This is a genomic window from Kribbella solani (genome assembly GCF_014205295.1).
GTDB lineage: Bacteria > Actinomycetota > Actinomycetes > Propionibacteriales > Kribbellaceae > Kribbella > Kribbella solani.
Window position 1 is genome coordinate 4,376,680 of record NZ_JACHNF010000001.1, and the last position, 26,844, is coordinate 4,403,523.

26 protein-coding genes are annotated in these 26,844 nt (G+C 68.2%); 13 read left to right on the forward strand and 13 right to left on the reverse strand.

Annotation, left to right across the window (positions count from 1 at the left end):
• Position 1 precedes the first annotated feature (1 nt).
• Genes HDA44_RS19875 through HDA44_RS19890 form a run of 4 tightly spaced genes read right to left on the reverse strand, consistent with a single transcriptional unit; the run spans position 2 to position 4,628 of the window.
• Positions 2–1,483 (reverse strand): mannitol dehydrogenase family protein, encoded by a 1,482-nt coding sequence (locus HDA44_RS19875; protein WP_184836593.1) that lies wholly within the window; start codon positions 1,481–1,483, stop codon positions 2–4.
• Entirely contained in the window at positions 1,480–2,325 is an 846-nt protein-coding gene (locus HDA44_RS19880; protein ID WP_184836595.1) for a carbohydrate ABC transporter permease, read from the reverse strand. The genes HDA44_RS19875 and HDA44_RS19880 overlap by 4 nt, the downstream gene beginning before the upstream one ends.
• Positions 2,322–3,275 carry a carbohydrate ABC transporter permease gene (locus HDA44_RS19885; protein WP_184836597.1) on the reverse strand — a complete coding sequence of 318 codons (954 nt, stop codon included), beginning with the start codon at positions 3,273–3,275 and terminating at the stop codon, positions 2,322–2,324. The genes HDA44_RS19880 and HDA44_RS19885 overlap by 4 nt, the downstream gene beginning before the upstream one ends.
• Positions 3,276–3,287: 12 nt before the next feature.
• Positions 3,288–4,628, reverse strand: coding sequence for an ABC transporter substrate-binding protein (locus tag HDA44_RS19890; RefSeq protein WP_337906165.1), 1,341 nt, complete (start codon positions 4,626–4,628; stop codon positions 3,288–3,290).
• 160 nt (positions 4,629–4,788) lie between these two features.
• Between HDA44_RS19890 and HDA44_RS19895 the strand changes: the two genes are divergently transcribed.
• Together HDA44_RS19895 and HDA44_RS19900 are read left to right on the forward strand one after the other, a co-directional pair.
• A complete protein-coding gene (locus HDA44_RS19895) occupies positions 4,789–5,748 on the forward strand; it encodes a sugar-binding transcriptional regulator (protein WP_202887450.1) in 960 nt (319 codons plus the stop codon).
• A 6-nt stretch (positions 5,749–5,754) separates the two neighbouring features.
• Positions 5,755–6,546: a phosphotransferase gene (locus HDA44_RS19900; RefSeq protein WP_184836599.1), complete on the forward strand. Its 792-nt coding sequence runs from the start codon at positions 5,755–5,757 to the stop codon at positions 6,544–6,546.
• Here the strand turns inward: HDA44_RS19900 and HDA44_RS19905 are convergent.
• Entirely contained in the window at positions 6,503–6,964 is a 462-nt protein-coding gene (locus tag HDA44_RS19905; protein ID WP_184836601.1) for a hypothetical protein, read from the reverse strand. The genes HDA44_RS19900 and HDA44_RS19905 overlap by 44 nt on opposite strands.
• A gap of 58 nt (positions 6,965–7,022) precedes the next feature.
• On the opposite strand from HDA44_RS19905, the gene HDA44_RS19910 reads away from it, so the two are divergent.
• Together HDA44_RS19910 and HDA44_RS19915 are read left to right on the forward strand one after the other, a co-directional pair.
• Complete coding sequence (locus tag HDA44_RS19910; RefSeq protein ID WP_184836603.1) at positions 7,023–7,622, forward strand: uridine kinase family protein; 600 nt, start codon at positions 7,023–7,025, stop codon at positions 7,620–7,622.
• Between the two features lie 97 nt (positions 7,623–7,719).
• Complete coding sequence (locus HDA44_RS19915; RefSeq protein WP_184836605.1) at positions 7,720–8,385, forward strand: hypothetical protein; 666 nt, start codon at positions 7,720–7,722, stop codon at positions 8,383–8,385.
• A 326-nt stretch (positions 8,386–8,711) separates the two neighbouring features.
• Here HDA44_RS19915 and HDA44_RS19920 read toward each other — a convergent pair whose 3' ends face one another.
• The 6 genes from HDA44_RS19920 to HDA44_RS19945 all read right to left on the reverse strand — a co-directional run bounded on the left by HDA44_RS19920 (position 8,712) and on the right by HDA44_RS19945 (position 15,620).
• Complete coding sequence (locus tag HDA44_RS19920; RefSeq protein WP_184836607.1) at positions 8,712–9,986, reverse strand: thymidine phosphorylase; 1,275 nt, start codon at positions 9,984–9,986, stop codon at positions 8,712–8,714.
• Entirely contained in the window at positions 9,987–10,397 is a 411-nt protein-coding gene (locus tag HDA44_RS19925; RefSeq protein ID WP_184836609.1) for a cytidine deaminase, read from the reverse strand. It lies immediately after the preceding gene.
• On the reverse strand, positions 10,372–11,661 hold the full coding sequence (locus HDA44_RS19930; protein ID WP_184836611.1) for an ABC transporter permease: 1,290 nt from the start codon (positions 11,659–11,661) through the stop codon (positions 10,372–10,374). The genes HDA44_RS19925 and HDA44_RS19930 overlap by 26 nt, the downstream gene beginning before the upstream one ends.
• A complete protein-coding gene (locus HDA44_RS19935; protein ID WP_184836613.1) occupies positions 11,658–12,887 on the reverse strand; it encodes an ABC transporter permease in 1,230 nt (409 codons plus the stop codon). The genes HDA44_RS19930 and HDA44_RS19935 overlap by 4 nt, the downstream gene beginning before the upstream one ends.
• The gene (locus HDA44_RS19940; protein ID WP_184836615.1) at positions 12,888–14,438 is read right to left on the reverse strand and encodes an ABC transporter ATP-binding protein; all 1,551 of its coding nucleotides are present in this window, start codon (positions 14,436–14,438) and stop codon (positions 12,888–12,890) included.
• Positions 14,439–14,537: 99 nt separating this feature from the next.
• Positions 14,538–15,620: a BMP family lipoprotein gene (locus HDA44_RS19945; protein WP_184843934.1), complete on the reverse strand. Its 1,083-nt coding sequence runs from the start codon at positions 15,618–15,620 to the stop codon at positions 14,538–14,540.
• A gap of 307 nt (positions 15,621–15,927) precedes the next feature.
• On the opposite strand from HDA44_RS19945, the gene HDA44_RS19950 reads away from it, so the two are divergent.
• The 3 genes from HDA44_RS19950 to HDA44_RS19960 are packed head-to-tail and all read left to right on the forward strand — an operon-like array spanning position 15,928 to position 18,160.
• Complete coding sequence (locus HDA44_RS19950; RefSeq protein ID WP_184836617.1) at positions 15,928–16,464, forward strand: hypothetical protein; 537 nt, start codon at positions 15,928–15,930, stop codon at positions 16,462–16,464.
• 38 nt (positions 16,465–16,502) lie between these two features.
• Entirely contained in the window at positions 16,503–16,937 is a 435-nt protein-coding gene (locus tag HDA44_RS19955) for a hypothetical protein (RefSeq protein WP_184836620.1), read from the forward strand.
• 41 nt (positions 16,938–16,978) lie between these two features.
• Positions 16,979–18,160 carry an amidohydrolase gene (locus HDA44_RS19960; RefSeq protein WP_184836622.1) on the forward strand — a complete coding sequence of 394 codons (1,182 nt, stop codon included), beginning with the start codon at positions 16,979–16,981 and terminating at the stop codon, positions 18,158–18,160.
• A 12-nt stretch (positions 18,161–18,172) separates the two neighbouring features.
• Here the strand turns inward: HDA44_RS19960 and HDA44_RS19965 are convergent, their stop codons facing one another.
• A complete protein-coding gene (locus HDA44_RS19965) occupies positions 18,173–19,747 on the reverse strand; it encodes an acyl-CoA mutase large subunit family protein (protein WP_184836624.1) in 1,575 nt (524 codons plus the stop codon).
• A 220-nt stretch (positions 19,748–19,967) separates the two neighbouring features.
• Here HDA44_RS19965 and HDA44_RS19970 point away from each other — a divergent pair, with 220 nt between their 5' ends.
• Both HDA44_RS19970 and HDA44_RS19975 read left to right on the forward strand, forming a co-directional pair.
• Positions 19,968–21,092: a glycosyltransferase family 4 protein gene (locus HDA44_RS19970; protein WP_337906169.1), complete on the forward strand. Its 1,125-nt coding sequence runs from the start codon at positions 19,968–19,970 to the stop codon at positions 21,090–21,092.
• A complete protein-coding gene (locus HDA44_RS19975; protein WP_184836626.1) occupies positions 21,089–22,318 on the forward strand; it encodes a glycosyltransferase in 1,230 nt (409 codons plus the stop codon). Before HDA44_RS19970 ends, HDA44_RS19975 begins: the two co-directional genes overlap by 4 nt.
• 103 nt (positions 22,319–22,421) lie before the next feature.
• On the opposite strand, the gene HDA44_RS19980 is transcribed toward HDA44_RS19975, so the two are convergent.
• Positions 22,422–23,231, reverse strand: a complete 810-nt coding sequence (locus HDA44_RS19980; RefSeq protein WP_184836628.1) for an MBL fold metallo-hydrolase — start codon at positions 23,229–23,231, stop codon at positions 22,422–22,424.
• Positions 23,232–23,455: 224 nt separating this feature from the next.
• On the opposite strand from HDA44_RS19980, the gene sdhC reads away from it, so the two are divergent.
• Genes sdhC through HDA44_RS20000 form a run of 4 tightly spaced genes read left to right on the forward strand, consistent with a single transcriptional unit; the run spans position 23,456 to position 26,810 of the window.
• Complete coding sequence (gene sdhC, locus HDA44_RS19985; protein WP_184836630.1) at positions 23,456–23,833, forward strand: succinate dehydrogenase, cytochrome b556 subunit; 378 nt, start codon at positions 23,456–23,458, stop codon at positions 23,831–23,833.
• Between the two features lies 1 nt (position 23,834).
• On the forward strand, positions 23,835–24,308 hold the full coding sequence (locus tag HDA44_RS19990; protein ID WP_184836632.1) for a succinate dehydrogenase hydrophobic membrane anchor subunit: 474 nt from the start codon (positions 23,835–23,837) through the stop codon (positions 24,306–24,308).
• Positions 24,309–24,316: 8 nt separating this feature from the next.
• On the forward strand, positions 24,317–26,059 hold the full coding sequence (sdhA, locus tag HDA44_RS19995) for a succinate dehydrogenase flavoprotein subunit (protein WP_184836634.1): 1,743 nt from the start codon (positions 24,317–24,319) through the stop codon (positions 26,057–26,059).
• Positions 26,060–26,105: 46 nt separating this feature from the next.
• Positions 26,106–26,810: a succinate dehydrogenase iron-sulfur subunit gene (locus HDA44_RS20000; RefSeq protein WP_184836636.1), complete on the forward strand. Its 705-nt coding sequence runs from the start codon at positions 26,106–26,108 to the stop codon at positions 26,808–26,810.
• Positions 26,811–26,844: the final 34 nt, after the last annotated feature.

A 26,844-nucleotide genomic window follows, 5' to 3' on the forward strand; every position in this document is an offset into this window, starting at 1 on the left:
ACTAAATGGACTCGGCGGAAGGGGCTTCGAGTGTGGCGCGGGCGCCGATCTCGTGGAGCGACTTCAGGGCGGCCGTGTACGGCGCGGCGAACCGCTCGTCCGCGGCCAAGTCGCCGAACAGATCCGGATCCGAGATGAACTCCAACGGGTCCTCCCGGTTGTGCCGCGCGCGTTCGACCAGTTTGTCGCGCAGTCGATCGACAACCTCGATCGGCTCACCCTGCTCGTCGACGGCCTCCGCGTACCGTGCCCAGGACGCGACTACGAGCACTGACCGCGTGATCTCCCGCCCGGCCGCCAGCTGCTCACGCACCACCGGCAGCAACCACTTCGGGATCCGGTCCGAACTCTCCGCGCACAACCGCGCCAGCGTGTCCCGCACCTCCGGGTTCGCAAACCGTTCGATCAGCTGATGTTTGTACCGATCGAGATCCACCCCAGGCACCGCCGGCAGCGTCGGGGTCCCTTCGTTGTCCATGTAGCCCAGCAAGAACTCCACGAACAACTCGTCCTGACACACCTCATGCGCGTACCGGTAACCAGCCAGGTACCCGAGGTACGCCAGCGCCTGATGCGAAGCGTTCAGCAACCGCAGCTTCATCAGTTCGTACGGCTCGACATCCTCGACGATCTGAACGCCGACATCCTCGTACGGCGGCCGTACGCCCCCGAAATCATCCTCCAGCACCCACTGCGTGAACGGCTCACACACCACCGGCCAACCGTCCTCGACGCCGAACCGCTCCGCCAGCGCCGCCCGATCCGCGTCGGTGGTGACCGGAGTGATCCGGTCGACCATGCAGTTCGGGAAGCGGACCTCCGCCGCGATCCAGTCGGCCAGCGCCGGGTCCTTCAACCGGGCGAACGCCACCAGCATCTTCCGCGCGACGTGCCCGTTGCCCGGGATGTTGTCACAGGACATCACCGTGAACGGCGGTACGCCCGCTTCCCGCCGCCGGCGCAGCGCCTCGACGACGAACCCGAACGCGCTCCCCGGCGTCGCGCCCGGCTCCAGATCGGCGGCCAGCGCCGGGTCCGAGGCGTCCAGCTCCCCGGTCACCTGGTTCACGTGGTAACCACCCTCGGTGATGGTCAGCGACACGATCCGGGTCGCCGGGTCGACCATCCGCGTCAGCACCGCCTCGCGGTCGTCGGGCGCGAACAGGTAGTCGACGATCGACCCGATCACGCGCGGTTCGAGTGTCCCGTCCGGGTGCTTGATCACCAGCGTGTACAGGTGGTCCTGCGCCGACAGCACGTCGTACATCCGGCGGTCCTGCGGGAGTACGCCGACGCCGACGATGCCCCAGTCGAGTGCCTTCCCGTCCGACATCAGCCGGTCCAGGTACATCGCCTGATGGGCCCGATGGAACCCGCCGACGCCGAAATGCACGATCCCCGGCGTCACGGTCGCCCGGTCGTACGCCGGCACCTCGACGTCGTTGCCCAAGGCATCGAGAACCTCGGCTGACAACTTCTTCACTTGACCGCCCCCAGCGACAGGCCCTGGACGAGTTTGTCCTGGGCAGCGAACCCGGCGATCAGCACCGGCAACGACACCACGATCGACGCGGCACAGACCTTGGCGAGGAACAAACCTTGGCTGGTCACGAAACCGGTCAAGAACACCGGCGCCGTCTGCGCCACCGTACCGGTCAGCACCCGGGCGAAGAGCAACTCGTTCCAGCTGAAGATGAAGCAGATCAGCGCGGCCGACGCGATCCCCGGCGTCACCACCGGCGCGACCACGGAGCGGAGCGTACGGGTCAGTGACGCGCCGTCGACGGATGCGGCTTCGAGGATCTCGACCGGTACCTCGGACAGGAAACTGCGCAGCATCCAGACCGCGATCGGCAGGTTCATCGACGTGTACAGGATGATCAGCAGCCAGATGTTGTCCAGGAATCCGGTCTTCTGCGCGAACAGGTAGATCGGCAGCAGCCCGGCCACCACCGGAAGCATCTTCGTGGACAGGAAGAAGAACAGCACGTCGGTCCATTTGCGCACCGGCCGGATCGACAGCGCGTACGCGGCCGGGAACGCGAGCAGGATGACCAGCACCGTGGACAGGATGCTCGCGGTCAGCGAGTTCGCGATCGAGGGCCACGGACCGGTGTCGAAGAACGACTTGTAGCCGGCCAGCGTCAGCGGCGCGGCGACGTCCGGCGGGTTCTTCGCCGCGTCCTCCTCGGAGTGGAACGAGGTCAGCAGCATCCACAGCACCGGCAGCACGAACAGGATGCCGACGACCCACGCCACCCCGCTGAGCACGAACCCGCCGCCACGCTTCTTCTTCCCGGTCACGATCGTGACTTGGCCGCTCATCGACCGGTCTCCTCTCGGAACAGCGTGGACACCGACCGGAGCGCGAAGGTCGCGATCGCGATGGTTCCGATCACCACGATCACGCCCGCGGCCGACGCCCGGCCGTAGTCGTGCGCGGTGTAGAAGGTCTGATAGATCGTGTACGGCAGGTTGGCCGTCCCGAGTCCGCCGGAGGTGATCGTGAACACCGCGTCGAAGTTCTGTACCACGTAGATCGACCCGAGCAGCGCGGACAGTTCCAGGTACTGACGCAGGTGTGGCAACGTCATGTACCGGAAGATGCCCCACTGGTTCGCGCCGTCGATCCCGGCCGCCTCGATCACGTCCAGCGGGCGGCTCTGCAACCCGGCCAGCAGGATCAGCATCATGAACGGCGTCCATTGCCAGACCAGCGCGAAGATGATCGACCACAACGGCTGGTTGCTGATCCAGTCCGGCTGTGGTGCGTTCTCGCCGAAGATCCACTTCAGTACGCCGTTGAACAGACCGTACGTCGGGTTGTAGAGCGCGTGCTTCCAGAGCAGCGCGGCCGCGACCGGTACGACCAGGAACGGCGTGATCATCATCGTCCGGACGACACCACGTCCACGGAACTTCCGGTCCAGCAACAGCGCGATCAGCAACCCGAGTACCAGGCTGAGCAGGACCACGCCCGCGGTCAGCAGGATCGTCACCCAGATCGCGTTCCGGGTGTTCGCGTCGGTCAGCACCCGGCGGAAGTTCGCGAACCCGGCGAAACCGCGCTCGTCCGGGTAGTACGCGTTCCAGTCCATGAACGACGTGATGATCGTGACCACGAACGGCAGCTGGGTGACGATGATCATGAACACCAGCGCCGGCAGCAACGGCGCCCGCCGGGCCCAGTCGCCGGCCTTGCGCAGCGCCGTGCCTTCCGAACCGGGTGGTGCCGCGGGCCGGTGCTTGGCCTCGGGTTTCGCGTCGACTGACATGTCCGGCACCCCTTACTTCGCAGCGCGCGAGCGGTACCGCTCGGCGACGTCGTCAGCGAGCACCTGCCCGCGTTTCAAGGCCTTGTCGACGCTCATCCGCCCGGCGATCGCCGAACTGACGTCCTGGCTGACCTGCGTACCGAGGTCCGGGAACTCCGGGATGTCGATGAACTGGATCCCCGGCGCCGGACGTGGTTGCGTACCCGGGTTGTTCGGGTCGGCGTGCTCGATCGCGCTCTTCGTCGGTTCGGCGAACGCGGACGCCTCCTTGAGGTAGTCCGGGTTCGCGTACGTCGACGTCCGCTTGCCGGCCGGTACCCGGGACCAGCCGAGTTTCTCGCCGACCAGGTTCTCGTAGCCCTTGCCCGAGGCCCAGGAGATGAACTTCCAGGCGTTGTCCTTCTTCTTCGAGGCTTCCTGGATTCCCCACGCCCACGCGTACAGCCAGCCGGAGCTGTCCGTCTTCACCACGGGCGCCGGCGCGTAGCCCATCTTGCCCTTCACCGGGGAGTTCGGGGCTTCGAGCGAACCGGCAGCGGAGGTGGCGTCGTACCACATCGCGACGTTGCTCTGGATGGTGTTGTTCAGGCATTCGGTGAAGCCGGCCTGCGGCGCGCCCGCCTCGCCGTGCGCCCGGACCAGGTCGACGTAGAACTTGGTCGCCTCGGTGAACGCCGGCGAGTCCACCTGCGCCTGCCAGTCCTTGCTGAACCAGGTGCCACCGAAGGTGTTCACGACCGTGGTGAGCGGGGCGAACAGCTGACCCCAGCCGGGCTGGCCGCGCAGGCAGATGCCGCGCATCCCGGGCTGGGCGTTGTCGACCTTGGCCGCGATGTCCGCGACCTCCGGCCAGGTCGGCTTGGCCGGCATCGTCACGCCCTTGGCGGCCAGGACGTCCTTGCGGTACATCAGGAACGACGACTCGCCGTAGAACGGTTCGCCGTAGATCTTGCCGTCCGCGCCGGTCATCGACTGGGTCATCGGCTTCAGTACGTCGGCCTGGTCGAACGCGGCGTCCTTGCCGATGTAGTCGGACAGCGGCGCGATCCACTTGCTCTTCGCGTAGATCGGGATCTCGAAGTTGCTCAGCGACGCCACGTCGTACTGACCGGCCTGGCTGGAGAACTCCTGGCTGATCTTGTCCCGGACGTCGTTCTCCGGCAGCACGGTGAAGTTGACCTTGATGCCGGTCTGCTTGGTGAAGTTCTCGGCGGTCAGCTTTTGCAGGTCGACCATCTGCGGGTTGTTCACCATCAGCACGTTGATGCTGTCGGCACCGCCGCCACCACCGCCGCCACCCCAACCGGCACAGCCGCTGACCGCGCTCAGCGCGAGCACGGTCCCGACCGCCACCAGCCGTGTCCTCAACCTGCCTCGGGGCACGAGCCGCTCCAATCCGCTCAAACGAGCAACAGCCTGCTCAGGTTACGAGCTAACCGGGAAGGCACTTGACCTGTCAAGGGGTTGTGCAACACTTGGGTTCGGTGGTGCTCATATGAGCGGGGAGGCTGCAATGGAATCTAGTCCGGGTGCCGTCGGGCCGGCTCAGCTGGTGCTGACCGCGTCGATCGCGCGGCGGTACTACGTCGACGGGCGGTCGAAGGTGGAGATCGCCGACGAGTTCCGGCTCAGCCGGTTCAAGGTCGCGCGACTGCTCGACCAGGCTCGCAGCAGCGGTTTGGTACGGATCGAGATCAGCCATCCGGGCGCCATCGACCTGGACCTGTCCGCCCGCCTGCAGGAGGCGTTCGGCCTGCGCCGCGCGATCGTCGTCGACACTCCCGAGGTCGACGACCCGGCGCTCCGGACCCAGCTCGGCAAGGCCGCCGCGGACCTGCTCTCGGAGATCGTCACCGCCGAGGACGTACTCGGGCTGGCCTGGGCGCGGGCGGTGACCGCGATGACCGAGCAGCTGACCGCACTCGCACCCGTACCCGTCGTCCAGCTCACCGGAGCGCTCACCCGGCCCGACGTCGAGGCGAACTCGGTCGAGCTGGTCCGGCACACCGCGCGACTCTCCGGCGGCCCGGCGTACCTGTTCTACGCGCCGCTCGTGGTTCCGGACGCGGCGACCGCGCGGGCGTTGCGGCAGCAGCCCGAGGTGGCCGAGGCGATCAGCCACTTCGACTCGGTGTCGAAGGCGGTCGTCGGCCTCGGCTCCTGGTCGGCCGGCCAGTCCACGCTGTACGACGCGATGGACCCGAAGGCCTGTGCACAGCTCGAAAAGGGCGGGGTCGTCGCGGACATCTCGGGCGTGTTCGTCGACGCCGACGGTGTACCCGTACACAGCCGGGTGACAGATCGGGTGATCGCGATCAATGCCGAGCAGATGGCCAAGATCGACGAGGTGATCGCGATTCCGTACGGTCTGGCGAAGGTCGGCGCGGTGCGGGCCGCCGTACGCAGCGGACTGGTGAACGGGATCGTTACCCACGCACCCCTGGCGAAGGCGCTGCTGAACGAGACAGACTGATCGGCGATGCTCTCGGACGCTGAGACGGTGCTGCTGGGTGGGACCGCGAACCGCGGGTTCGTTGTGCGGATCGGAGACACCGTCCGGCGGCCGCTGCGTGCCAGCAGCGGGGCGACGCATGCGCTGCTGGAGTACTTGGAGCGGGTCGGCTTCGAGGGTGCGCCGCGGTTGCTGGGCGTCGACGAGCACGGGCGGGAAGTGCTGTCGTACCTGCCTGGGGAGACGGTGCAGGCGCCGTACCCGGCCTGGTCGATGACGGATGCGGCGCTTGACAGCGTGGCCGTGCTGCTGCGGGACTATCACCAGGCGGTGGCGGACTTCCGGCCGGTTGGGCTCGAGTGGGCCGAGCCGGTGCCGGACGCGTACGTGGACGGGCTGATCGGTCACAACGATCCGAACCTGGACAACGTGGTGTTCCGGGACGGGGTCGCGGTGGCGTTGATCGATTTCGATCTCGCCGGACCGGGCTCGGCGCTGTGGGACGTGGCGACCGCGGTGCGGCTGTGGGCGCCGCTGCGGCCGGACGCGGACATTCACGACGTACGCCGGGGACGCTCGCCGGAGCGGTTGCGGCGTTTCGCGGACAGTTATGGACTGTCGGAGCCGGATCGCGCGCGGTTGGTGCAGGCGGCGGCGGAGAATCACGTGTGGTGCATGGACTACGTACGCCGCGGGGCCGAAACCGGGCATCCGTGGTTCCACCAACGGTGGACGACCGGCGAATCCGAACTCACCGACCGGACCAACACCTGGTTCACCCAGTCGGCGCGGACCCTCCACCAGATTCTCGTGCGCTGAGCTCCTGCTCCCCTTCGGCGATGCCCTCGTAGTACTTCTCCTGCAGCTTCTGAATGCCGCGCGGGATGAAGATGGCGACGGCACTCGGCGCGATCAACGGCGAGGAGCCCCCGGCGAACGGGCCGCCGGTCTGGTCGTAGATGAATGCCAGCACAATCTCCACAGCCACCAGGCCGAGCACGAAAGCCCAGCCGCGGCGGCAGATCCATAGCCCCTCCGTGGCGATCAGCCCGCGCCGCGTCACCGCACCGATCACGTACAGCACGCCGGTGAGCGCGACCGCCGTCGCGGTAGCGATCAGGAACCAGCGGTCGGCGCCGGCGTAGTCGCCGTACCCACGGAGGATCAGCGCGGCGGACACCAGCCAGCCCACCGCGACGAGCGCGTAGACCGCGGCTCCCAGCTTCAGTTTCGGCACACCTGGTTATCGCCGCTCGGGATTGGGCGTTACGACGAGCGTGGCGGAGAATGGCCGGATGCGTTCACGGGTGGTGTTGCTGGCGGGTCCGTCGGGGGCCGGGAAGTCCCGGCTCGCCGAGCACGCCGGACTGCCCGTGGTCCGGCTGGACGACTTCTACCGCGACGGCGACGACGCCGCGATGCCGCGCTCACCGCTCGGCATCGTCGATTGGGACGACCCACGCTCCTGGGACGGCGACCGCGCCGTCGCCGCGCTGGAGCAGTTGTGTACGAGCGGCGCCGCCGACCTGCCGATCTACGACATCGCCGCCGACGGCACGGTCGGTCATCGCCCCGTCACCACCGGCGGTTCTCCGCTGATCGTTGCTGAAGGCATCTTCGCCGACCAGATCACCGGCGCGCTCCGCGACCGGGACCTCCTCGCGGCCGCGATCTGCGTGTACCACCACCGGATCGTCACGTTCGCGCGCCGGTTCCAGCGTGATCTCCGCGAACACCGCAAACCCCCGCTCACCCTGCTCCGCCGCGGCCTGCTCCTGCTCCGCGACGACCCGAAGGTGATCCGCCGCTGCGTCGAGGCCGGCTGCGAACCGCTCCGCCCGAAGGCCGCCCGGGCCCGGATCGAGACGCTTCTCACTGAGGTCGAATCTCAGTAATACAAGGTTGTTCGCCTGAAGTTCACCAAGATCTGATGCCATCAACTCCGGAATATCGGGAAGCGCGCGGGGGCGTATGACCGGACGGAGAGGAACCGTGACGCGAACTACGCCAGGCGTTGCCGTTGGAGTGATCGCGCTGCTGCTGGGCGTGACCGGCTGCGGAAATGAGGATGGCTCATCGACCGGGGCCGGACCGTCACCGGTCGCCGATCATTCGGCGCTCACCGGTCCGGCGGAACGAACACCGAAAAGCACGCTCGCCGCGTACGCCGTACTGCCGCGTGGTTTTGTCGCCGACGCGCGGAAAGGAACCGGTCCGTTCACCGCGACCGCGTTCCTGAACACCTGGTCCGCGGATCCCGCGCTGGATCGGGCGCTGCTGCTGAACGCGAGTTTCGCCGAGGGCTACCGGGCGACCCGGCTGAGCCCGGACAAGAAGAAGCGCTACACGCTGCAACTGTTCAAGGCCGGCTCCCCGGCGAAGGCGAAGACGCTGCAGCAGGGGCGGTGGTCGCAGGACCGCCGTCAGCACCCGTTCGCGGTCCCGAACGCGCTCGCCGACGCCCACGTCGAGTACGACGGCGCCGCCGACCAGTCGGTCGCCATCGCCGAGGCCAGCCTGACCGTCGGTGCGATCGTCGCCGAACTCACCATCCGCGAAACCGCACCCCTGGGTACCACCCTGACCCCCGACACCACCCTCCTCACCACCCTCGCCAAAGACCAACACACCCGCCTCACCACCACCACCTCCAGCTGACCCACCCCCACCCCCATCCCCCATCCCCGCTTCCCCGCCCCGAACCATTTCAGGGGTTCACCTCCGCCCCGCCCCGAACCATTTCAGACGTTCACGTCCCGCCCCGCCTCGCACCATTTCAGGGGTTCACCTCCCGCCTTGCCTCTTCACCACCCGCATGCCAGTGGTGAACGGTCCATTTCAGAGGTTCACCTCTGAAATGGACCGGGGCGCGGCGGGGCTCCCGGGAAGGCTGGGGGTGCCGGGTGCCGGGTGCCGGGTGGCGGGTGGCGGGTGGCGGGTGGCGGGTGGGTGGGATGGCGGGATGGGTGGGATGGCGGGGTGGGTTAGCTGATGCGGTCTATTACGAGGGGGCCGGGATTGTGGGTGGGGCCTACGGCGAGCGCGTTGGTGAGGGCGTCGATGGCGCGGGGGATGCGGGTGGGGTCGTCGGTGTGGAGGGTCAGCAGGGGCTGGCCTTCGACGACGTGGTCGCCTGGTTTGGCGTGGAGCTGGACGCCGGCTACCGGGGAGACCGGGTCTTCCTTGCGGGCCCGGCCGGCGCCGAGGCGCCAGGCGGCTACGCCGACCGCGAGCGCGTCGAGCTTGGAAAGCACACCAGAACCAGGCGCGGGTACGACGTGCTGCTCCGGCGCGACCGGGAGTTCGGCGTCCGGGTCACCGCCCTGCGCGGAGATCATCGCCCGCCAGGCGTCCATCGCGCTGCCGTCGCGGAGCTTCTCGGCCGGGTCGACGTCCGTGACACCCGCCGCGGCGAGCATCTCGGTCGCCAGCGCCAGCGTCAGCTCGACGACATCGGCGGGGCCACCACCGGCCAGTACCTCGACCGACTCCCGGACCTCGAGCGCGTTGCCCGCGGTCAGACCGAGCGGCACGGACATGTCGGTGAGCAAGGCAACGGTCTTCACTCCGGCGTCGGTGCCCAGGGCAACCATGGTCTCGGCGAGCTCACGGGCGTTCGCGAGATCCTTCATGAACGCGCCGGAGCCGACCTTCACATCCAGCACCAGCGCGCCGGTGCCCTCGGCGATCTTCTTGCTCATGATCGAGCTGGCGATCAGCGGAATCGCCTCGACCGTACCGGTCACGTCGCGCAACGCGTACAGCTTCTTGTCGGCCGGAGCCAGCCCGTCGCCGGCCGCGCAGATCACCGCGCCGGCGTCCTCCAGCTGCCGCATCATTTCGTCGTTCGACAACGCGGCGCGCCAGCCCGGGATCGACTCCAGCTTGTCGAGAGTGCCGCCGGTGTGGCCCAGACCGCGGCCGGACAGCTGCGGTACGGCCACCCCGCACGCGGCCACCAACGGTGCCAACGGCAACGTGATCTTGTCGCCGACGCCACCGGTCGAGTGCTTGTCGGCGGTCGGCCGGGACAGCTTGCCGAAGTCCATCCGCTCACCGGACGCGATCATCGCGGCCGTCCAGCGAGCGATCTCGCGCCGGTTCATTCCGTTGAGCAGGATCGCCATCGCCAGCGCGGACATCTGCTCGTCGGCGACGTCGCCCTTGGTGTAGGCGTCGATCACCCAGTCGATCTGCCCGTCGCTCAGTTCGCCCCGGTCGCGCTTGGTACGGATCACGTCCACCGCGTCGAAACTCATCTATTCCTCCAGAAACTCGGGCCCGAACGCGTCCGGCAGCAACTCCCGCAGCGGCCGGACGCCGGTCGCCGTCTCGATCAGCATGGCCGGGCCGCCATGCTCGTGCAGCAACTGCCGGCACCGTCCACACGGCGTCAGCAGGTGCCCGTGCCGATCCACGCAGGTGAATGCGACCAGCCGGCCGCCGCCGGTCCGGTGCAGCTCCGACACCAGACCGCATTCCGCGCACAACGTCAGCCCGTACGACGCGTTCTCGACGTTGCAGCCGGCAACGATCCGGCCGTCGTCGGCGTACGCCGCCGCACCCACCGCGAACCCGGAGTACGGCGCGTACGCGCGATGCATCGCGTCGACGGCCGCCGTTCGCAACGCCGGCCAGTCGACCTCATTCGGTGACGTAGGGCTCACCATCGGCCTTTGGAGCTCTGACCCGGCCGACCAGACCGGCCACCGCGATGATGGTCGCCAGGTACGGTGCCATCAGCAACAACTGGCCCGGGATCGGGGTGTTGATGATCTGCAGCTGGGACTGCAGCTGGGTCGCGAAGCCGAAGAACAGCGCCGCGACGGTCGCGCCGATCGGGTGCCAGCGGCCCATGATCAGCGCCGCCAGCGCGATGAACCCGTTGCCCGCGGTCATTTCCTTGCTGAACGATCCGGCGTACCCGACGGTGAAGAACGCGCCGCCCAGGCCGGCCAGGATGCCGGCCGCGAGCACCGCCGAGTACCGGATCCGCTTGACCTTGATGCCGACCGTGTCGGCCGCCTTCGGGTGCTCGCCGACCGCGCGGATCCGCAGGCCCCAGCGGGTCTGGAAGAGCACGAACGTGACCACCACGACCGCCAGGTACATCAGGTACACCAGGATCGTCTGGCGGAACAGGATCGGCCCGATGAACGGGATGTCGCCCAGGCCCGGGATCTTGATCGCCGACAGCACGGCCGGCGTGTTCAGCTGATCCGCCTTCGGCTGCATGAACTGGTCGAACAGGAAGCCGGTGATACCGGTCGCGAACACCACCAGCACGACCCCGAGGACGACCTGGTTGACCAGGTACTTGATCGAGAACACCGCCAGCAGCGCGGCCATCGCCACCCCGCTGACGGCGGCGGCGATCAGTGCCGCCGCGGCGCTGCCGGTCGTACTCGACACGATCGCCGCGGTGAACGCGCCGACCAGGAACTGGCCCTCGATCGCGATGTTGATCACGCCGGCCCGCTCACACATCACCCCGGCCAGCGCGCCGAGGATCAGCGGGGTGGCGAAGTTCAGCGTGCCCTGGAACTGGTTGGCCAGCGGGAAGGTCTTGCCGGCCGCCGCCCAGCACAGGAACGCGCCGATGAAACAGATCCCGAGCGCGGCGGCGAGCCAGCCGGAGTACCGCTGCGGCACCCGGCGGAGTACGTACGCGACCGCCGCGCCGACGCCGAGGATGCCCAGGATCAGGCCGACCGCCTGCGCGGGCAGACCGAGCAGGTTGTTCTCGAAGTCCCCCGACACCAGCTGGAACGTCGCCTTGCCGCTCTTGGTGAAGATCGCCAGCCCGAGACCGAGCAGCGCGAACACCACCATCAGACCGCCGACCCGCAACCGCCGGGTCCGCTCCGCCGGCGCCTCGATCTGGCGCACGGCCGGTGCCGCCGCCGGCACCGCGTCCGGAGTCGTGTCGCTCATCCGTTCCAACCCTTCGCGAGGACGGCGCCGGCGCCGCGTTCCTTCGGGAGGAAGCGGAAGATCGAGCGCACCAGTGCCGGAGCCGCGACGAACAGCACGATCACGGCCTGCAGAACAGTGGTCAGGGTCAGCGGCGTCTGCGTGATCAGCTGCATCTGCAGACCGCCCGCGTTCAGCGCGCCGAACAGCAACCCGGCAAGTACGGTCCCGAGCGGCGTACCGCGGCCGAGCAATGCCACCGTGATCGCATCGAACCCGACCGACGCCGCGACCCCATCGGTCAGCGGTAGATCAGTTCCGAGCACTTGTTGGACACCGGCCAAACCGGCCAATGCCCCCGCAACCACCATCGCGATCACGTACGCGCGACCGACCGACATCCCGGCCGTACGAGACGCGTCCGCGTTCGCGCCGACCGCGCGCAGCTCGAAGCCGATCGTGGACTTGTTCAGCAACCACCAGACGAACACGGCGGCCAGCAGCGCGAGGACGAACCCGAGGTGCAACCGGGTGCTGCCGAACTTCGGGAACTGGGCGTTCGCGTCGACGATCGGCGAGATCGGGTCGGTCCGGCCCGGCCGCTGGAAGGTCGTTGTCGTCAGCAACCACTGCAACAGGTAGATCGCGACGTAGTTCAGCATGATCGTCACGATCACCTCGTGCGCGCCCGTCCGCGCCTTGAGCAGGCCGACCACGCCGCCCCAGATCGCGCCGCCGACCAGACCGGCGACGATCGCGAGGACGAGGTGCAGTACCGGCGGGAGGTGCCAGGCGAAACCGACGTACGCCGCGAGCACCGCGCCCATGATCAGCTGACCCTGCGCGCCGATGTTGAACAGCCCGGTCCGGAACGCCAGCGACACCGCCAGGCCGCCGCAGATCAGCGGCGTGGCCTGGGTCAGCGACTCACTGATCGGCGTCCAGCCGCCGAGCGCGCCGGCCGCGAGCGACTTGTACGCCTCGCCGACCGCGCTCAGCGCCGCCGACACCGTGTCCATCGGCGCGGCACCGAAGTACCCGACCGTGGTCTGCACCTTGTCGTCGCCGACGATGATCAGGATCGCCCCGACCACCAGCGCCAGCACGACCGCGCTCAGCGACACCAGGCCCTGGACCGCCCAGGTGGGCAGCCCGGACCGCCGCGGCTCCGTGGCCGGAGCTGGCGCCGGAGCTGGGGCCGGCGCCGGCTCGGCGGGAATGTCCGTGTTGTTCTCTTCGGGCGTCATCTAGATGGTTCCCAACGTGGTCGGGTGCTCGATCGCCTCGTCGTGCGCCTCGGACTTGGACGCGCCGGCCATCATCAGGCCGAGCTCGTCGCGGGGGGTGTCGGCCGGTACGACGCCGACCACCTTGCCGCGGTACATCACCGCGACCCGGTCCGCCAGCGCGGCGATCTCGTCCAGCTCGGTGGACACGATCAGCACCGCCGTACCGTTGTCGCGTTCCTCGACGATCCGCGTGTGCAGGAACTCGATCGAGCCCACGTCCACGCCGCGGGTCGGCTGCGAGGCGACCAGCAGCTTCAGCGGCCGGGACAACTCCCGGGCCAGCACGACCTTCTGCTGGTTGCCGCCGGACAGCGACGACACCGGGAGGTCGATGCCCTGCGTACGGATGTCGAACTCCCGCACCCGGGCGGTCGCGTTCTTCTCGATCTCGTCCGTCCGCAGCGACAGCCCGTCGCCGAACGGCGCCTGGCGGAACAGGTTGAGGACCAGGTTCTCCGCGACCGAGAACGAGCCGACGAACCCGTCGTGCCCACGGTCCTCGGGCACGTACCCGATGCCGGCGTCGAGCCGGTGCCGGGTGTTCCGCGTGGTGAGGTCCTCGCCGTCGAGGGTGATCGTGCCCGCCGCGACCGGCGTCAGCCCGAGCAGCGCCTCGGCGAGCTCGGTCTGGCCGTTGCCCTGCACCCCGGCGACCGCCAGGATCTCACCGGCGCGTACCTCGAGGTCCACGTCGTCGACCGCGGTGAAACCACGCTCGTCGATCACGGTCAGCCCCTCGACCCGCAGCACCGCGTCCTTCGGCTCGGCCGGTCGCTTGTCCACGACCAGATCGACCGCGCGGCCGACCATCAGCTCGGCCAGCTCCTCCTCGGACGCCGACGGCTCGGCGTTGCCGACCACCTGGCCGCGGCGGATCACGGTGATCTTGTCCGCGATCGCCTTCACCTCTTTGAGCTTGTGGGTGATGAAGACGATCGACGTACCGCTCTCCTTGAGCTGCCGCATGACCCCGATCAGCTCGTCGATCTCGGCCGGGGTGAGGACCGCGGTCGGCTCGTCCAGGATCAGTACGCTGGCGTCGTTGGTGAGCGCCTTGATGATCTCGACCCGCTGCTGGACGCCGACCGGAAGGTCCTCGACCAGTGCCTCCGGGTCGACCTGCAGGCCGTACCGGTCGGACAGCTCGCTGACCAGGGCGTGCGCTTTCTTCCGGTCCAGTACGCCGCCGGGGTGGGTGTTCTCCCGGCCGAGCATGATGTTCTCGGCGACCGTGAACACCGGGACCAGCATGAAGTGCTGGTGCACCATGCCGATCCGGTGCCTGATCGCGTCACTCGGCGAAGTGATCTTCACCTTCTCGCCGTCGATCAGGATCTCGCCCTCGTCGGGCTGCAGCAACCCGTACAGCATGTTCATCAGCGTGCTCTTGCCGGCGCCGTTCTCACCGAGCAGGCAGTGGATCTCACCCGGCTCGATGACCAGGTCGATGTGATCGTTGGCGACCAGCGAGCCGAAGCTCTTGGTCAGCCCGGACAGCTCGAGGTGCATGCGGGGACGCCTCCCTCTCAGACGGCGAGCCAGGAAGGCGGGACCTGTAGGTCCGCCCTCCTGGCTCGCACCGTACTCCTTGTTCGGTACCGCGGTGGATCAGGACGCGCTCTTCGGCTGAGCCTTCGACGCGATGGTGATCTTGCCGTCCACGATGTCCTTCTTCAGCTGCTCGATCTCCGACTTCAGGTCGGCCGGGATCTTGCTGTCGAACTCGTGGTACGGCGACAGGCCGGTGCCGTTGTTCTGCAGCGTGCCGACGTACGCGGTCGGGTCGAACTTGTTGTCGACCGTCGCCGTGATGACGTCCTGGACCGCGACGTCCATGCCCTTGAAGACGCTCGACAGCAGGACGCTGCAGTACTCCGCGGCGCTGACGCAGCCGTCGGTGTCCACCCAGATCGCGTTCACCTTGCCGCTGCTGGCCTTCGCCGCCTGAAGCGCGCCGAGACCGGCCGGGCCGGCGACCGGGAACAGGATGTCCGCGCCCTGGGTGACCAGGTTCTGCGCGGTGGTCTGGCCCTTCGCCTTGTCCTCGAAGCCGCCCGCGAACAGGCCCTTCTGGGTGCTCGCGTCCCAGCCGAGGACCTGGACGTTCTTGCCCTTCGCCTCGTTGTAGTGCTTGACGCCCTCGGCGAAACCGTCCATGAAGATGGTCACGGTCGGGATCTGCACGCCGCCGAACGTACCGACCTTGCCGCTCTTCGACATCCCGGCGGCCAGGTACCCGGCCAGGTAGCTGGACTGGGCGGTGTTGAAGGCCAGCGGCTTGACGTTGGCCGCCTTCGGCAGCGTGGCCAGGTCACCCGGGTCGACCAGGGCGAACTTGATCCCCGAGTTGGCCGCGGCCGCCTTGTAGGTGGAGTCGTTCAGCTTGAAGCCGACCCCGACGATGATGTTGCACTTCTGGGACACCATCGCGGTCATGTTGGTCGGGTAGTCGTTGTCCGACTTCGACTCGACCTTCGCCTCGTTGATGTTCAGCGCCTTGACGGCGTCCTGCATCCCCTTGTACGAGGTCTGGTTGAAGGACTTGTCGTCGAAACCTCCGGAGTCGGAGACCATGCACGCCTTGAAGTCCTTCTTGGCGCCGCCGGCGTTGTCGCTGGTCGTCGGCTTGCTACCGCATGCGGCAACGGCGAGCGTGAGTACGCCCGCAACTGCCACTCCCCGCAGGTACATCTTCACCGGAGGTCTCCTTAGTCCCGGAAATCTTTTCGCGACACGCCGGATTCCGGCGTACCGCATCGCAGACTATAAGCGTCCGGACGCATTCGCAGAACCGTGCAGCGACCCCGATACCTGATAGTGACCAGCCATCCCGGCCGATCGACTTTCGGTGACGAGTCAACCTCGATGTGTGATAGACCACATTGCAGGTTGTTGCAGAAGGCATCGACCTGGTCGCGGACGGCGACCTATGTTGTGACTCTCAGCAACCATTCCGGGCGGCTCCGGCCACCGGGTCAACTGTTCGGGGGAGCAACAGATGAGTTCACGTTTGATCAAGGCCGGTGCCGCCGGCCTGACCGCCACCCTCGCCGTCGTCGGCCTGAGCGTCGTCCAGGCGCCGACCGCCTCGGCCGCGACCTCCTGCAAGTCGGGCTACAACTGGCGCGCCTGCAGCACGATCGACAAGCGGATCCCGGTCTCGTTCACGGCCGGCTACCGCGACTCGGTCCGCAACCTGCGGAACTACCCGATCACGGCGTCCTGCCAGGCGTCGGTCAGCAAGACCGTCACCTGGGGCGTGAGCGTCGGCGTGAAGGCCGAGCTCAAGGCCGCGATCTTCGCCAGCGTCGAGGCGTCGGTGACCGCGAACGTGCAGACCTCGATGGCCACCGGGTACGTGACCTCGGCGAACTTCACCGTGAAGGCGAAGGACACCGTGTACTGCGACCGCGGCATCTACCAGGAGAACGTCCGGGGCCACAGCACCCTGTCGTACTACGGCGGCGGGGCCGGCACGATCCGGCAGTCCTGGACCGCGCACGCGCCGAGCCGGGCCCAGTGGCTCATCTACTGAGCCGGGCACGCTTTTCGGCCCTGGGGGTGGGCGCGGCGGTGACCGTGCTCGCCCTCGCGGCCGGGTGCGGCCAGGACTCCGGCACCACCGGGAGTACGCCGGCAAGCCCTGTCACCGAGCCGACGTCCGGCGAGCCGACCGCGACTGGGGCCGGCGCCGTGGGTTCCGCGGGTGATGTGTCGCTGACGACGCTGCCCACCGATGTCGCCGTCGTCACACGCAGTGGCCAGAGCTCGCTCAAGGCGCCGATCGCCGGAACCTTCGGTCCCGATTACGTTCTGTATGCACGCTGCCGGGGCGCCGGCCTGCGGGTCGAGGTCACCGGCAGTGATCCGTGGGACGTCAGCTGCGACGGCGTACCGGCCCGGCTCCGGATGCTGACCGAGTCCAAGGCCACCTCGTTGCGGCTGACAACGACACCCGGAACGCACTGGACGTTCATCGTGGCGAAGGAGAAGCAACCGGCGAATTAGCGGTTTCCGGACCGGAATTCACCGTCTGCCACAATCGCGGGATGACTCACCAGTTACTGGTCGCGGACGTGCTGGCGCGCGTCGAGGCGGTGCGCGAGGAGATGGTCGACGTACGGCGTGACCTGCACGCGCACCCCGAGCTCGGGTGGCACGAGGTACGGACGACCGAGCTGCTGGAGAAGCGCCTGGTCGAGGCCGGACTGTCGCCGCGGGTGCTGCCGACCGGTACCGGGCTGATCTGCGACATCGGAGCGGGTGACACCTGCGTCGCGCTCCGGGCCGACATCGACGCGCTGCCGGTGCCCGATGGTGTGGTCGAGCCGTGGCAGTCGACGATCGACGGAGTCGCGCACGCGTGCGGGCACGACGTACACACCTCGGCGCTGCTCGGCGCCGGACTGGTACTGGCCGGGATGGCGCGGGACGGGCAGCTGGACCGGCGGGTACGGCTGATCTTCCAGCCGGCCGAGGAGGTCATGCCCGGCGGCGCGCTCGGAGTGATCGCGGCGGGCGGGCTGGACGGCGTACGCCGGATCTACGGGGTGCACTGCGACCCACGGCTGCAGGTCGGGCAGGTCGGCCTCCGCGTCGGCGCGCTGACGGCCGCCGCCGACAAGCTCCTGGTGCGCCTGACCGGGCCGGGTGGTCACACTTCCCGACCACATTTGACTGCTGATCTGGTGTACGCGCTGGCGACGCTGGTTTCTCAGCTGCCGGCGGCGCTGTCCCGGCGAGTGGATCCGCGGGCGGGCATGTCGCTGGTCTGGGGCCGGATCACTTCAGGTTCCGCCGCAAACGCCATCCCGTCCCGCGGCGAGGCCGAAGGTACGCTCCGCTGCCTGGACGTGAACGCGTGGCGCCTCGCCGAGGAACTGATTCCCGCGCTGGCCGCCCAGATCACCCGCCCGTACGGCGTGGAGGTCGACACCGAGGTCACCCACGGCGTACCACCCGTGATGAACGACGCCACCGCGATCACAATCCTTCAGAATGCCGTCCACCAAACACTGGGTTCCAGCGCGGTAGCCCCCACCGATCAGAGCCTCGGCGGCGAGGACTTCGCCTGGTACCTGGAACACGTCCCCGGCGCCATGGCCCGCCTCGGCGTCCGGCCCCCCACCCTCGACACCACCGGCGACCTCCACACCCCCACCTTCGACCCCTCCGAAGAAGCCATCACCGTAGCCACCACCCTCTTCACCTCAACCGCCCTGCTGGACTAGAGGGCGTTTGAGTCAGAAGGTGTCGGCGGGGACGTACGCGCCCCACACCTCGCGGAGGGTGTCGCAGACTTCGCCGACGGTGGCCTGGGCTTTCAGGGCCTGTTTCATGGGGTAAAGGCAGTTGTCGGTTCCCTGGGCGGCTTTTTTCAGGGCTGACAGGGCCTCGTCCACGGCCGCCTGGTCGCGGGTGGCGCGGAGGGTGGCGAGGCGGGCGGTCTGTTGAGACTCGATGGCGGGATCGACGCGGAGTGGCTCGTACGGTTCCTCGGCGGTGATCGTGAACTTGTTCATGCCGACGACCACTCGTTCGGCCGAGTCGATCTGCTGGGCGATGCGGTACGCCGAGCGTTCGATCTCCTGTTTCTGGAAACCTTGCTCGATCGCGGCGACCGCGCCGCCGTACTCCTCGACCTGCTCCATCAGCTCCAGCGTCGCGGACTCGACCTCGTCGGTCAGCGCCTCGACCACGTACGACCCGGCGAACGGATCCACCGTCGCGGTCACATCGGTCTCGTACGCGAGCACCTGCTGCGTACGAAGGGCCAGCCGCGCCGCCTTCTCGGTCGGCAGCGCGATCGCCTCGTCGTACGAGTTCGTGTGCAACGACTGCGTTCCACCGAGTACGGCGGCCAGGCCCTGCACCGCGACCCGGACCAGGTTCACCTCGGGCTGTTGCGCGGTGAGCTGGACGCCGGCGGTCTGGGTGTGGAAGCGGAGCATCAGCGACTTCGGGTTCAAGGCGCCGAACTCGTCCCGCATCACCCGCGCCCAGATCCGCCGCGCGGCCCGGAACTTCGCCACCTCCTCCAGCAGCGTGGTCCGCGCCACGAAGAAGAACGACAGCCGCGGCGCGAACTCGTCCACGTCCAGCCCGGACGCGATCGCCGCGCGCACGTACTCGATCCCGTTCGCCAGCGTGAACGCGATCTCCTGCGCGGGCGTCGCACCGGCCTCGGCCATGTGGTACCCGGAGATCGAGATCGTGTTCCAGCGCGGCAGTTCGGCCTGGCAGTACGCGAAGATGTCGCTGATCAGCCGGAGTGATTCCTTCGGCGGATAGATGTACGTACCGCGGGCGATGTACTCCTTCAGCACGTCGTTCTGGATCGTGCCGGTCAGTTTGTCCCCGGAGACGCCCTGCTCCTCGGCGACCAGTTGGTACAGCAGGAGCAGCACCGAACCGGGCGCGTTGATCGTCATCGAGGTGGACACCTGGTCCAGCGGGATCTTGTCGAACAGCACCCGCATGTCGTCGATCGAGTCGATCGCGACGCCGACCTTCCCGACCTCACCGTGCGCGATCGGGGCGTCGGAGTCGTACCCCATCTGGGTCGGCAGGTCGAAGGCGACCGACAGTCCCATCGTGCCGTGGTCGATCAGCTGGTGGTACCGCTGGTTCGACTCGGCCGCGGTCCCGAACCCGGCGTACTGCCGCATCGTCCACGGCCGCTGGGTGTACATGGTCGGGTAGACGCCCCGGGTGTACGGAAACTCGCCCGGCGCACCGAGCTTCGCCGCCGGATCGAACCCGTCCAACGGCCCGTACACCGGCGAGAACCCGAATCCCGACTCACTGCGATGACCCATCTCCCCACGGTAATCCGAACCACGCCCGCACTGGTACGCACCGCCAGGTGACATCCAGCACCTCCGCGAGCGAACCCGGGCGGTTCGCGGCCGGTCAACCGGCGACCGCCCGGTGGCTACCTGAAGGACACTTCAATGTTCTGCAGCCGTCGCCAGGGGATCGACGCGGGGTCATGGGAGCGTCGCCGAGGGTTCACGCGCGGTGCGGAACCTTCGAAGTGTGCGAATCGTGATGGTGGCCGAGACCTTCCTGCCGCAGATCAATGGCGTGGCGAACACGGCTCGCCACGTCGCCGACCGGCTGCGTGCCCGCGGGCACGAGTTGCTGATCATCGCCCCCGGACCCGGCCCGGACAGCTACGGCGACGTCCAGGTGATCCGGGCCCGCAGCTTCCGCACGCCCGGGTACAAGGAGTACCCGGTCGGCCTGCCGGACCCGTCGATCGAGCGCGCGATGGCCGGCTTCCGCCCGGATCTGGTGCATCTCGCGTCGCCGTTCATCATCGGCGCGTACGGGCTGCGGGCCGCGCGCCGGCTCGGCGTACCGACGGTGGCGATCTTCCAGACCGACATCGCCGGCTTCGCCCGGCAGTACCCGTGGTACGCGGCCGCGGATCGCGGAATTTGGCGCTGGGTGACCCGGACGCACTCCCGGGCCGATCGCACCCTTGCGCCGTCGTCAGCCGCCGTGGCCGCGCTGGTGCAGCGGGGCGTGCCGCGGGTACACCTGTGGGGGCGCGGGGTGAACCTCGACCTGTTCGATCCCAAGCACCGTGATGAGCAGTGGCGGCGGGAGCTCTCGCCGGACGGGCGGCCGATCGTCGGGTACGTCGGCCGGCTCGCCGCGGAGAAGAAGGTCCGCCGGCTGGCCGAACTGACCGACCTGGGCTGCCGGATCGTGATCGTCGGGGACGGGCCGGATCGGGCCGCGCTGGAGCACGCGTTGCCGACGGCAACTTTCCTCGGGATGCGCCGCGGCGCTGACCTGGCGTCGATCTTTGCCGGGCTGGACGTTTTCGTCCACACCGGTGAGCACGAGACGTTCTGCCAGACCATCCAGGAGGCGCAGGCGTCCGGGGTCGCGACCGTTGGTCCGGCCGCCGGTGGTCCGCTCGACCTGATTCATCCGGGTGAAAACGGTCTGCTGTTCGAGCCTGGCAAGCCCGGGTCGTTGCGCGGGGCGGTCAAGACGCTGCTCGATCATCCGAACGCCCGCGGCCGGATGGCGGCGAGCGGCCTGCGACGGGTCCAGTCGCGCACGTGGCCGGCGGTCGTCGACGATCTCGTCGACCGGCACTACGCAGAGGTACTCCGGGAAGCCGCCTACATCCGGCGGGTCGCATGACCGGGCTGCGGATCGCTCAGTTGGCCAACTTCGTCGGGCCGACGTCCGGTGGGATGCGGACCGCGATCGAGCATGTCGGGCGTGGGTACGTCGAGGCCGGCGCCGAGCGGATCGTGATCACGCCGGGTGCGAAGGACGTGATCGTCGAGACCGAGTTCGGCACGATCGTCCGGGTGAAGGCGCCGAAGGTGAGTGGCGGGTACCGGCTGATCACCACGCCCTGGACGGTGATCGACCTGCTGAAGAAGTTCCGGCCGACCACGGTCGAGATCTCCGACAAGTCCACTCTGCTCCCGGTCGCGCGCTGGGCCCGGCGGAACGACATCGGCACCGTACTGTTCAGCCACGAACGGCTGGACGCGATGCTCGCGCTCGGCGCGGCCCGTCCGGGGCAGCTCGGCGGGAACGACGTACTCCGGCCGGGCCGGATGCTCGGCGCGGTCACGCAGCGGGCGAGCGACAGCAGCCCGCGGCCGTTGTGGTGGGGCTCCGACGGCGTGAAGTACAGCCAGCTCGGGATGGTTGCGACGGTGGCCGCGCTGTACAAGCTCCTCGGGCGTACGTACGACGCGGTGGTGGTCACGTCGCGGTACGCGGCGGCCGAGTTCGACGAGGTGACGACGCCGCTGGTACGGATTCCGCTCGGGGTCGACCTGGACACCTTCCACCCGTCACTCGGCACGCCGGCCGACGACGGCGTACTGAAACTCGTACACGCCGGACGGTTGTCGCGGGAGAAGAGCCCGCACCTCGCTGTCGCTACTGCCGCCGAGCTGCACCGGCGGGGCGTGAACCTACGGCTGGACGTGTACGGGACGGGTCCGCATCTGGATGAACTGGTCGAGATCGCCGGTGACGCGCCGGTGACGTTCCATGGCTATGTCGACGGTCGGCAAACGCTCGCGACCCGGCTCGCCGAGGCCGACATCGCGCTGTCCGTCTGCCCCGGCGAAACCTTCGGTCTGGCGGTTCTGGAGGCGCTCGCCGCCGGCACCCCGGTCGTCACCGCGAACACCGGCGGCGCCCGCGAGCTGGTCGACGAAACCTGCGGCCGCTGGGCGCCCGCCAACCCCACCGACCTCGCCGACGCCGTCCTGGCCCTGGCCGCCCACCCCAACCGCCGCGCCGCGGCCCGCCACCGAGCCGAGCGCTACCCCTGGCAAACCTGCACCGACCGCCTCCTCGCCCTCCACCACCGCCTGGCCCACGCCCGCCTGGCAGCCTGACCGTCTAACGACAGGAGGTAGTCGCCGCTGAGCCGGAGTTCGCGCTCAGCACGACATCGCCGGTCCAGCAATCCAGCACTACCTCCTGTCGTTAGCCGCACGCTCAGGTCAGATGGTCGTAGTCGCCGCGGGTCCAAGCGGCGTGGCGGTCGGCGGAGCGGCGGACCACGGCCTTGGCGTCCACCGGGATGGAGGCGCCGAAGTTGTTGTACAGGCGGTCGTACTCGAACGGGTCCAGCGACCGCGCGACCCGATCCACGACCGCGCCGGACAGCGGGATCCGGTTCGGGTAGCTGCGCATGAAGCTGACCGACGTCCGGTCGGGGTTGGCGAAGATGGTGTCGCCGGACAGGATCACTCCCTTGCCGTCGGCACCGTTCGCCCAGTGCACCACCGCGCTCCCCGGAAAGTGACCGCCAGGTTGAAGAACGGTCACGCCTGGTAGCGGCTTCAGCTCACCGGACCAGGTACGAATCACCGCGTCGGGTCGTGCCACCCACTCCTGATCGGCCTCCGCGACGTACACCGGGACATCGCCGAGCCGGTGGCTCCACTCCACCTGCACGCCGTACATGTGCGGGTGACTGGCGATGATCGCGACCACCTCGCCGAGCTCCCGGACCCGGCGGACGGCATCGTCGTCCAGGTACCCGATCGGATCCCAGAGCAGGTTGCCCGCGGTCGTTGTCACCAGCATCGACTGCTGCCCGATCCCGACCGGCGGCTTCGAGCGGATGCCGTACAGGCCGGGCTCGACCTCGTCGATGGTCACCTCGGTGCCGGCCAGCTCGTCGAGGGTGGTCCAGTGCTGACCGTCGGCGGGGACGTACTGCCGCTCGTCGGCGCAGATCGCGCACACCTCGACCTGGTCGGCGTGCTCGACCGCGCAGGTCGCACAGATCCAGAAACTCACCGTCGTTCTCCTGTCGTTCGGCTGCCTGCCAGTCTTTTCGTTCAAGCTCAGTTGAAGTCAAGTGCATCGACAGGCACGCCGTCGAGGGCCACTCCGTGGCGGGTGTGATGGGCCACCGACGCGACCGATCTCACACCTGTCAGGACATTTCCGGGGCGGTGGCGGGACTAGCATCGAATCGGCCTGGTGTCCGCCAGGTTCGGAACCCCGATCGGAGGATCGGTTTGCCCAGCAAACCAGCCGGTACGCTCTACCGCGGCCGGGAGGGCATGTGGTCATGGGTCGCGCACCGGATCACCGGTGTGGGGATCTTCTTCTTCCTGCTGGTGCATGTGCTGGACACCGCACTGGTCCGGGTCTCGCCGCACGCGTACAACGAGGTCATCGGCACCTACAAGAACCCGATCGTCGGCCTGCTCGAGGTCGGGCTGGTGGCGGCGATCCTGTTCCACGCGTTCAACGGCATCCGGCTGATCCTGGTGGACTTCTGGGCCAAGGGCCCGCGCTACCAGCGGCAGCTGATGATCGGTGTCGGCGTGCTCTGGGTGGTGCTGTTCGTGCCGTTCGTCATCCGGCATCTGACCCACGTGTTCGGAGGCTGAGATGTCAGAATCCACTCCTGCCATCGCCGCGCCCCGGTCCAGCAGCCGTGGCCGCCGGCTCAAGGGCGGCGGCCGGAACCGGTCCGGCCAGACCAACTTCGAGCTGTACAGCTGGCTGTTCATGCGGCTGTCCGGGCTCGCCCTGGTGATCCTGGTGCTCGGGCACCTGTTCGTGAACCTGATGCTCGGCGGCGGGATCACCGCGCTGGACTTCGGTTTCGTGGCCGGCAAGTGGGCCAACCCGCTCTGGCAGGTCTGGGACCTGCTGATGCTGTGGCTGGCGATGCTGCACGGCAGCAACGGGCTGCGCACGATCATCAACGACTACGCCGAGAAGGACCAGACCCGGTTCTGGCTGAAGGCGCTGCTGATCACGGCCGCGGTCGTGATCGTCGTCCTCGGCACCCTGGTGATCTTCACCTTCGACCCCTGCCTCGACCCCAACTCCACGTTGTCGGTCTGCACCAACAAATAAAGGACGTCATGCAGGTCCATCAGTACGACGTAATCATCGTCGGCGCGGGCGGAGCGGGTATGCGCGCCGCGCTCGAATCCAGCAAGCGGACCCGTACCGCCGTACTCACCAAGCTGTACCCGACCCGCTCGCACACCGGCGCCGCCCAGGGCGGGATGTGCGCCGCGCTGGCGAACGTCGAGGAGGACAACTGGGAGTGGCACACCTTCGACACGGTCAAGGGTGGTGACTTCCTGGTCGACCAGGACGCGGCCGAGGTGATGTGCAAGGAGGCCGTGGACGCGGTTCTCGACCTGGAGAAGATGGGCCTGCCGTTCAACCGGACCGCCGAGGGCAAGATCGACCAGCGGTTCTTCGGCGGGCACACCCGCAACCACGGTGAGGCCGTCGTCCGCCGGTCCTGCTTCGCGGCCGACCGTACCGGTCACATGATCCTGCAGACGCTGTACCAGCAGTGCATCAAGCAGAACGTCGAGTTCTTCAACGAGTACTACGTTCTGGACCTGCTGATGACCGACGGCAAGGCCAGCGGCGTGGTCGCGTACGAGCTGGCCACCGGCGAGCTGCACGTGTTCTCGGCGAAGTCGGTGATCTTCGCGTCCGGCGGCTTCGGCAAGGTGTTCCGGACCACGTCGAACGCGCACACGCTGACCGGCGACGGGATGGGCATCGTCTGGCGCAAGGGCCTGCCGCTGGAGGACATGGAGTTCTTCCAGTTCCACCCGACCGGCCTGGCCGGGCTGGGCGTACTGCTGTCGGAGGCCGCCCGTGGCGAGGGCGGCATCCTGCGGAACAAGGACAACGAGCGGTTCATGGAGCGGTACGCGCCGACGGTCAAGGACCTGGCGCCGCGCGACATGGTCGCCCGCGCGATGGCGAACGAGGTCCGCGAAGGCCGCGGCTGCGGTCCGGACGGCGCGTACGTGATGCTCGACCTGACCCACCTCGAGCCGGCGCACATCGACGCCAAGCTGCCGGACATCACCGAGTTCGCCCGCACGTACCTCGGGGTGGAGCCGTACACCGAGCAGATCCCGGTGTTCCCGACCGCGCACTACGCGATGGGCGGCATCCCGACCAACATCGCGGGCGAGGCGCTGGCCAACAACGACGAGGTGATCCCCGGCCTGTACGCCGCGGGTGAGGTCGCCTGCGTGTCCGTGCACGGCGCGAACCGGCTGGGTACGAACTCGCTGCTGGACATCAACGTGTTCGGCCGGCGCGCGGGCATCGCCGCCGCCGAGTACGCCGCCACCGCGTCCTTCGAGGAACTCCCGGAGAACCCGGAGGCGTACGTCGTCGACCTGGTCGAAGGGCTGCGCACCTCCACCGGCGAGGAGCGGATCGCGGCGATCCGGTCCGACCTGCAGGCGACGATGGACCTGAACGCGCAGGTGTACCGGACCGAGGGCTCGCTGAAGCAGGCCCAGGTCGACATCGCGGCACTGAAGACGCGCTTCGCGAACGTGGCCGTCCAGGACAAGGGCAAGCGGTTCAACACCGATCTGCTCGAGGCGGTCGAGCTCGGCTTCCTGCTCGACCTGGCCGAGGTACTGGTGGAGGGCGCGCTGGCCCGGAAGGAGTCCCGCGGCGGGCACTTCCGGGAGGACTACGACAAGCGCGACGACGTGAACTTCATGCGGCACACGATGGCGTACCGCGAGGTCGATGCCGAGGGCAACGTCAGCATCCGGCTCGACTACAAACCCGTCGTCCAGACTCGCTACAAGCCGATGGAGCGGAAGTACTGATGGACGCTACAACTGCCCTTGCGGGGGTCTGGGGGTCGTCCCCCAGATGAATGTCACTGTCAAGATCCTCCGGTACAACCCCGAGGTGGTCGACGAGGCCGAGTGGAAGACGTACTCGGTCACGCTGCAGCCGACCGACCGGGTGCTGGACGCGCTGCACAAGGTCAAGTGGGAGCAGGACGGCACGCTGACCTTCCGGCGGTCCTGCGCGCACGGTGTCTGCGGTTCGGACGCGATGCGGATCAACGGCCGGAACCGGCTGGCCTGCAAGACGCTGATCAAGGACCTGAACCCGGAGAAGGAAATCACCGTCGAGCCGATCAAGGGCCTGCCGGTGCTGAAGGACCTGGTCGTCGACATGGAGCCGTTCTTCGAGGCGTACCGGGCGGTGATGCCGTTCCTGGTCACCTCCGGGCACGAGCCGACCCGGGAGCGGATCCAGTCGCAGGCCGACCGGGACCGGTTCGACGACACCACCAAGTGCATCCTGTGCGCGGCGTGTACGACGTCGTGCCCGGTGTTCTGGTCGGACGGGCAGTACTTCGGGCCGCAGGCGATCGTCGGGGCGCACCGGTTCATCTTCGACAGCCGGGACGAGGGCACCGAGCAGCGGCTGGAGATCCTGAACGACAAGGAAGGGGTTTGGCGCTGCCGGACCACTTTCAACTGCACCGACGCCTGCCCCCGCGGCATCGAGGTCACCAAGGCAATCCAGGAAGTAAAACGAGCCCTGATCTTCCGCCGGGTGTGATCCGGGTCGGGCGTGACACAGCCCCACCGCTCGC